This is a genomic window from Coleofasciculus sp. C1-SOL-03 (assembly GCF_040220555.1).
Classification (GTDB): domain Bacteria; phylum Cyanobacteriota; class Cyanobacteriia; order Cyanobacteriales; family Coleofasciculaceae; genus Coleofasciculus.
The window spans coordinates 22476-28475 of record NZ_JAVJUO010000244.1; the positions used below are offsets into that span (position 1 = coordinate 22476).

General features: G+C 42.5%; 6 protein-coding genes. All 6 read left to right on the forward strand.

The features are described from left to right. The first annotated feature begins 139 nt into the window (after window positions 1-139). The 6 genes from RIE73_RS36650 to RIE73_RS36675 all read left to right on the forward strand — a co-directional run bounded on the left by RIE73_RS36650 (window position 140) and on the right by RIE73_RS36675 (window position 5230). Window positions 140-1069 (forward strand): nucleotidyltransferase domain-containing protein, encoded by a 930-nt coding sequence (locus RIE73_RS36650; RefSeq protein WP_446405852.1) that lies wholly within the window; start codon window positions 140-142, stop codon window positions 1067-1069. A 150-nt stretch (window positions 1070-1219) separates the two neighbouring features. Continuing rightward, on the forward strand, window positions 1220-2155 hold the full coding sequence (locus RIE73_RS36655; RefSeq protein WP_446405853.1) for a C69 family dipeptidase: 936 nt from the start codon (window positions 1220-1222) through the stop codon (window positions 2153-2155). A gap of 233 nt (window positions 2156-2388) precedes the next feature. Then, window positions 2389-2892, forward strand: coding sequence for a hypothetical protein (locus RIE73_RS36660; protein ID WP_446405854.1), 504 nt, complete (start codon window positions 2389-2391; stop codon window positions 2890-2892). A 31-nt stretch (window positions 2893-2923) separates the two neighbouring features. Further along, window positions 2924-3673: a nucleotidyltransferase domain-containing protein gene (locus tag RIE73_RS36665; protein ID WP_446405855.1), complete on the forward strand. Its 750-nt coding sequence runs from the start codon at window positions 2924-2926 to the stop codon at window positions 3671-3673. A 207-nt stretch (window positions 3674-3880) separates the two neighbouring features. Further along, a complete protein-coding gene (locus RIE73_RS36670) occupies window positions 3881-4627 on the forward strand; it encodes a phosphatase PAP2 family protein (RefSeq protein ID WP_446405856.1) in 747 nt (248 codons plus the stop codon). Window positions 4628-4774: 147 nt separating this feature from the next. Further along, window positions 4775-5230, forward strand: coding sequence for an AAA family ATPase (locus RIE73_RS36675; RefSeq protein WP_446405857.1), 456 nt, complete (start codon window positions 4775-4777; stop codon window positions 5228-5230). The last annotated feature ends 770 nt before the right edge of the window (window positions 5231-6000 follow it).

Here is a 6000-nt window from a genome sequence, read left to right on the forward strand (position 1 = left end):
TGTTTGGTATTAGTTTAGGACAGTCCGCGATCGCTGTGTCGATTAGGGTTGAGATCGGTGTGTCGTCTTATAGTTACACTTGTAATACAATTAGATTACCAATGATCGGTTTCTGGCGATCGCATTCCCCATTCACAGAATGAATCCTAACTTAATCCTGCCCGTCGGCACACAAATTGTCAGTCGTGTCGAGGTGAAAAATTCTGCCAATGAACCCTTATGTGTACGCGGTGCGGTTGGTGTTATCGTCAAATCACCCACCGATAATTCCCATGCGTATCGCATCCGTTTACCGAACAACGTTGAAATCACCCTAAATCGACAAGACTTTAGTATCCGCAAGCATTTTCAGAACGAAGGATTACAGCAAGCCGCCGATAGCCTGAGTGATTACAATTTATACGACTATGTCATCTATCGCTGTATTGTCGGGTCTAGGGCATTTGGTTTAGATCAGGAAACCTCAGATATTGACCGTCGGGGGATTTACTTACCGCCTGCTGAGATTCACTGGTCACTTTACGGTATTCCCGAACAATTAGAAAACAAGGAAAACCAAGAATGTTATTGGGAACTCCAAAAGTTTTTAATCTTGGCACTGAAAGCCAACCCCAATGTTTTAGAATGCTTATATACACCCTTAGTCGAGACAGCCACCCCCATCGCCAAAGACCTGCTAGATCAGCGAGAAATGTTTCTCTCGAAATTAGTCTATCAAACCTACAACGGTTATGTCATGTCCCAATTCAAAAAAATGGAGCAAGATCTCCGTACCAAAGGAAAGATTCGCTTAAAACACGCCATGCATCTGATCCGCTTGTTATTATCAGGGATTACAATTCTCAAAGACGGCTTTGTTCCAGTTAAAGTCGAGGACTATCGACAGCAACTGCTAGCGATTCGCCAGGGAGACATGGCGTGGGACGAAGTAAACGCTTGGCGGTTAGCATTACATCATCAATTTGATCAAGCCTTGAGAAAAACCGCATTACCCGAACGCCCAGACTATGAAAAAACCAACACCTTCTTAATCAAAGCAAGGCAAAGTCGCTCGTCGTTGCGCTTGTAGTTGCGCTTTAGCGCCCTAAACCTTTGCCACCCTTCCTCTAATGAATAAAATATCAAAATATTTGCCACACATCATAACCTTGTAGAGACGTAGCATGCTACGTCTCTACACCACTAACCTATTTAGAAAATCCCATCACAAATAAACCTCATGTGTGATACATTTGTCGCCTTACCCAACTCAACACTCAACGGCGATATTATCTTCGGCAAAAATAGCGATCGCCCCCAGGGTGAAATCCAAGATGTTGTAGCTATTCCCGCCAAAAACTACAACTCAAACACAACAGTTCAATGCACCTATCTCTCAATTCCCCAAGTCAAGAAAACCCTAGCCGTAATCCTCTCCAAACCCCGATGGATGTGGGGCGCAGAAATGGGGGCAAATGAATGTGGCGTTGTAATTGGCAACGAAGCCGTTTGGACAGTTGAACCCGATAAAACCAAAGGGTTGCTAGGCATGGATTTAGTCCGCTTAGGCTTAGAACGCGGCAAAACAGCATTAGACGCACTTCATATCATCACCTCCTTGCTCAACGAATATGGACAAGGCGGCAATTGTGCCGAAAACTTTGCCATGAATTATCATAATTCATTTATTCTGGCAGATGCCCAAGACGCCTGGGTATTAGAAACCGCTGGCGAGTATTGGGTAGCTGAACGAGTACAGCAAGGAACCCGCTCAATTTCTAATAATCTCAGTATTCGCAATTCAGGTGATTTGCGCCATCCAGAGATAATTAATTATGCGGTGAATCGAGGATGGTGTACAGGAGAGGAAGATTTTGATTTTGCCAGCATCTTTGCGGAAGGAGGATATTCAGAACCCCTATCCATTGATTCCAGAGAAGGGCGAGTCAGACAGTTGTGTCGATTAAATGAAGGCAAATTTTCGATTCAGACAGCGCCATCAATTTTACGAGAACATAAGGGAAACATTTGTATGCACGGCGCGTTTGAAAGTGCCGGAAGTCAAGTTTCGTCTCTGTCGCCAGATGGCTGTAAACACTGGTTTATTGAACAGCCATTTCCCTGTCAGCAAACTTATCAACAAAAGCGTTTTTTAGTCGATTCAGTGTCGGTATAGTAAGATTTTACAGAATAACCAGACAAATAATGCTAAATTGCCGTACAGGTTATACTCAACACGATAAGGAGTAAAAAAAATTGATGATAGGATTATTCTCGATAAGCTGTTGCTTGTTGTCTTTTTGGAAATTCGGTTTTTTGTCAAAATTATATCCCTCCAACCCTATGTCACAAAATCCCAAGTCCGAGCTAATCTTAAGTAAATTTAAATCCCTATCCGGAACTTCATTTATGATGGCTCCGCTTCAAAGTGAACCTCAAAAACAAAGTGGATTTTCTAAAATAGGGTATCAAAGCAATACGCATAATTACATTTTTTTTAACAAAGAAACAGTTACATTTACTAAGCTATTACCAACCAACGACTACTTAATTAAGCAAACAACTCAATTGACTGAAACGGGTGTAGTTGAGAACGCACCGTATGGAGTAAAACCGGAACTCAGATGTGACGAAAAGTCTCAGACAATTAGATGGTTGTTGTATTTAGTTGTCAACCAATATACTAACAGTGATAAACAACTCTCCCCTAAGGATATTACCAATCTGGCGATGTCTGATGTGAGTGGTAAAAATTATACAGAATTGATTCCAGGAATTCAGATCATTCTCGGTCTTACCCTGAAAAACGCACAGCAACTTATTGTCATCTACCGAAAGGACAACCAAAATCAAGTTAGCATAATTGACCTGTTGAAGCGAGAGGTAACATTGACTCAGGATATATCAATTTGAATGAAAGCTTCAATAGTAATAAAGATTAGGCATGAAAAACGCTTTACTTGACGCTCTTATCGAACAGCCGTATCCGCTATTATTTGTCACCATTAGCGGGGCGCATTTGTACGGGTTTCCCTCACCCGATTCGGATTACGATTTGCGCGGTAGTCATATTTTACCGATACCAGACGTCGTCGGACTAGAAACCGGAGGTGAGACGATTGAAGTGTCGCAAATTCGAGATGGCTTGGAACTGGATCTCGTTAGTCACGATATCAAAAAATTCTTTTCGCTGCTGCTAAAAAAGAATGGATATGTATTAGAGCAATTGTACTCTCCCCTCATTGTTCATACAACACCAGAACATGACGAATTAAAAGCGATCGCCAAAGGGTGCATCACTCGCCACCACAGCCATCACTACTTGGGGTTTGCCCGAACTCAGTGGCGACTGTTTGGCAAAGAATGTCCGCGTCGCATTAAGCCCTTGCTGTATGTCTATCGGGTTTTACTCACGGGTATTCATTTAATGAAAACTGGTGAAGTGGAAGCCAATTTGCTCAACTTGAATCAAGAATTTAGGTTATCCTATATTTCCGATTTAATTACCCAGAAATTAACCAGTGCGGAAAAATCTCCGATAGAAGAGGGAGATTTAGCCTTTTATCGGGGAGAATACGAACGGCTGTATGAGGAATTAGAACAAGCCAGTCAGTCGAGTGAACTCCCCGCTGCACCCTCGGCAAAAGAGGCGTTGAATGACATGCTGATTCGGTTACGCTTAAATTCTCTTTGACATCCACTAATACCACTTGGGTTGAGAGATGATGTCTTGGGAAAAGGCAGGTTTTGTTGAGCAGTTATTGGTGATATCCTAATTAAATGGCTAAACCTGCCCCTACACTATTACTTATTTTAGGAAAAGCAGGTTTGATTGAGCAGTTATTGGTGATACTCTAATGGAATGGTTAATATAACTTCTTGATAAGATAGGAAATGAACGGTGTTCAAGGAAAAATTAAGCCAAATTATTGCATCTATCATCCAGATTTGGCGATCGCAAGCAAATAAACCTCTATTCTGGAAGCTGGCTATTATCCCGATTGCCGGGGTAATCCTCACAGTTGCGGGGCTTTGGATTTTTCTAGAAATAGCGGACGAGGTGTTAGAAGATCAAACCCAGGCAATTGACAAAACGCTCATGTTGCTGGTAGAACAACTCCATTCGCCGCTGCTAGATTGGGTGATGCGGGGTGCTTCGATTATCGGTGGAACCGTGGTTGTTACTCTAATTTGCTTAATTTTAGGGGCAATATTTTGGGGGCGACAACAGCGCGTTTATTTTACCGCGTTAGCGATTACGGCTATTGGTGGAACGGGATTAAACCTGTTAATTAAACAGTTATTTAATCGTCAACGTCCCCAACTCTGGCAAATTACCACAGGTGAACCCAATACCTCCAGTTTTCCCAGTGGTCATGCCATGTTATCACTGGTAATCTATGGTTTTATTGGCTATTTACTAGCCCGCCACTTTCGCCGTTGGCGGTGGTGGATTGTCAGCCTAATTATTGGCTTGATTGTCCTGATTGGATTCAGTCGGGTTTATCTGGGTGTTCATTGGTTCACAGATATTGTAGCCGGACAAGCGGCGGGATTAACCTGGTTGATGGCTTGTTTGTTAAATCTTGAGATTTACCGACGCTATCATCAATACCGTAATCATTCGCCGCAATCACTCTCATCCTAATTTCAGGACAATGGCACGCTCAGTAAGCATTTTTATATCACCAAAATTCTTGATCTACCGTAGGGTGGGCATTGCCCACCAGCCAAAATTTCAGTCCCCTTCAATTTAAGGGTTATGGAGTTGTCGCAGCAATAAAGCAAAACCACTATGGAAGCGGTTATCTTAATGGGAATTCAGGCATCGGGAAAATCGTCATTTTGCCGCGATCGCTTTTATAATACTCATATCCGGATTAACTTGGATATGCTCAAAACTCGGCATCGGGAAAAGATTCTGGTTCAAGCTTGTCTCGATGCTCAACAGCGGTTTGTTGTAGATAATACGAATCCGACTCCAGAAGATAGGACTCGTTATATCGTACCTGCGAAGGACAAGCGATTTCGGGTTGTGGGGTATTATTTTCAATCGGTTCTAGAGGATTGTAAGCGACGGAATGCTCAACGCCACGGGAAACAGGTAATTCCTGTACCGGGGATTTTAGCAACGCATAAAAAGCTGGTTTTACCGCGTTGGGATGAAGGCTTTGATGCGCTTTATTATGTGAAAATGGGGGTAAATTATTCGTTTATTGTCAAAGAGTGGAGTCAATACAGCAAGGGATAGTTGTACTTAGGGTTTGCTGTATTAATCGGGAAGCTATACTGTACTTGTCAAGTTCTAATAACTTAAACTATTAGTCTATCCAGAACGGTTTAAATTTTCCAATAAGGTTACTGTCTTAACAAAACGTCATAATTGCTCGTTTTTTACCTCGTTCTGGGAAAAAGCTACGAGTTTTCAGGGGTTTCGGCGATTGTGAGGGGATTGTACCATTTTAAGGTATACTCTCTATGGTGGGTATTTTGTAAGTCAAAATAATTTTGACCCAGCTAAACTCCTTGAATATTCGTAGAACTTTGTATAATTTCTGGTTTTCGTCTCACTGCTAATATCCCCTTGGACGCATGTATTTTGTTAAACTTACGATAAAAATTATTACTAAGTCTTGACAAAAACACAGATTACACAGATGGGATAGCACTTTCCACAACATTGAATAGTGAGAGACACAGATTGACACAGACAACTATTTAGGGGACTACATTGGATACTCGGGTAGGGGCGACCCGCTTGCATAAATGAACAACTGTATCAGCTCAATGGGGTCGGGTCGCCCTCCACTTACGGCAGTTTGCTGGGGGTGTTAATTTATGGGTGAGGTGGGGGGGTTTTGCTGTTCATTTATGGGTGTGGCGGGCGGGTTGTGGTGTTTATATTTCGGTTAGGTGGGCGGGTTTTGGTGTTATTTTATCTGTGAGGCGGGCGGGTTTTGCTGTTCATTTATCGGTGAGGAGGGCGGGTTTTGCTGTTCATTTATCGGTGAGGAGGGCGGG